Here is a 1,678-nt window from a genome sequence, read left to right as displayed (position 1 = left end):
GTCGCCGGCATCCAGATCGGTGATGGCGGCTTGCAGGTCGTCGCGCTTGGCGACGATCTCGTCCAACAGCCGGTCGAGCCCGCTTTCGCCGCCGCGCTGGAGGACGGTCGCGAAGGCATCCGCCAGATCCGGCTCGTTGCGCGTGCCGAGCAGCAGTTCGCGCCGGGCCTGCGCCAGCAGTGCGGTGGCGGCTTGGCCCTCGAGCAGCTCGAAATGGCCGGCGATGTTGGCTTCCAGCGGAAACTGATGCAGCAGCGCTTCGCAGAAGGCGTGGATGGTCTGGATTTTCAGCCCTCCGGGCGTTTCCAGCGCCTGCGCGAACAATCGCCGCGCCCGTTTGACCGTCCCGGCATTCGCGCTGCCTTCGATGGCAGTGATTTCCTTGGCGAGCGCTGCGTCATCCAGCATCGTCCAGCGGCCAAGATCGCGGAAAATGCGGTTCGCCATGTTGGCGGCGGCGGCCTTGGTGTAGGTCAGGCAGAGGATGCGCGAGGGGTCAGTGCCGGACAAAAGCAGCCGCACCACGCGCTGCGACAGCACATGCGTCTTGCCGGAACCGGCATGGGCCGAAACCCAGACCGAAATGCCGGGGTCGGATGCCAGCTTCTGGTCGCGCAGCGTGTCTTCGGGAACGATGAAACGCCCGCTCATTCTTCGCCCCCCTCGCCGCTTTCCGCGCCCGCCGACCATTCCAGCACGCGGGCGAGATGATCGTAATCGCCCGATGTTTCGGTTTCACGGAAGGGCAGCGCGCGGGACAGATAGCCGCTGTTGGGATCGGCATAATGCTTGATCAGCGTTTCCAGTCGCGACCAGGCGTCTTCGGCCAGATCGGCGGCGCTGCGCAGGGAGGCATTCGCGCCCTTGATCTCCAGGATCGACTCCGGCTCCACCGCGCCGTTCGGCTTGAGCCGGATGTAAGCGAGTTCGGCGGGCTCCGCCTTGTCGAGATCAGCAAAGGCGCCGCGTCGCATAAGCGCGGCTTCCAACGCAAGCTGCGGCGACACCAACATATGCGCCTGCCGCTTGGAGGGCGAGGAGCCGGTCTTGTAATCGAGAATATCGGCCATTCCGCCGGGCAGAAGATCGATGCGGTCGGCGCGTCCACCGAGCGTCACGCCGGTACTGCCAACCACCGTCTTGTCCGCCTTCAGCTCGGAATGGCGCGTAGGGCTCTTCGCGGCCTGCTCCTGTTCCCAAGCGATGATGTTGACCGCCATCGCCTCGAAGCGCGGCCACCACACCACGCGCAGATCGTCTGGCAGCGCTGCTTCGTCGAAGGCCGCGCTGCCGATCGCGATCAGTTGCTCCAGCGCATTGGGCGCGTGCGGATCGATCTTGGCTGATGTGAAGCCATGCAAGATGTCGTGGAAGAGATTGCCTCGCTCAGCCACGCTCGGGTCGCGCAGCACTTCATCGAGCGGCTGAAGGCGGAGCACGCGCTTGGCATAGATCGCATAGGGATCGCGGCGCAGCACTTCGATTTCGGTGACGGAAAAATGCTTCGGGCGCGCAGCCAACGGCGGCTTGGGGTTGGGACGGAGCGCGAAGGGCACGTCCTGCCGCTCATCGAGCTTCTGCGCCCATCCGAGCAGGATACGGCCGCGCGTGCGTGCGGTGTCCGCGACCTCCTCGCCGAGAAAGGTCGTCAGCCGCTGCAGCCAGCGCGAGGGCACGG

Annotated in this window: 2 protein-coding genes; both read right to left on the bottom strand. The window is 65.7% G+C overall.

Features of this window, described 5'->3' with window-relative positions; all coding sequences use genetic code 11:
- The coding region (locus RTX98_RS20315) for a UvrD-helicase domain-containing protein (protein ID WP_312798698.1) at positions 1 to 651 on the bottom strand (651 nt) is incomplete at its 3' end.
- On the bottom strand, positions 648 to 1,678 hold a 1,031-nt coding region (locus RTX98_RS20310), incomplete at its 5' end, for a PD-(D/E)XK nuclease family protein (protein WP_312798697.1). The genes RTX98_RS20310 and RTX98_RS20315, both read right to left, overlap by 4 nt.

Source organism: Tianweitania sp., from assembly GCF_032053605.1.
In the GTDB taxonomy this organism is placed as follows: domain Bacteria; phylum Pseudomonadota; class Alphaproteobacteria; order Rhizobiales; family Rhizobiaceae; genus Tianweitania.
Note: the sequence above shows the minus strand (reverse complement) of the source record. Positions and strands in the feature narration are given on the sequence as shown.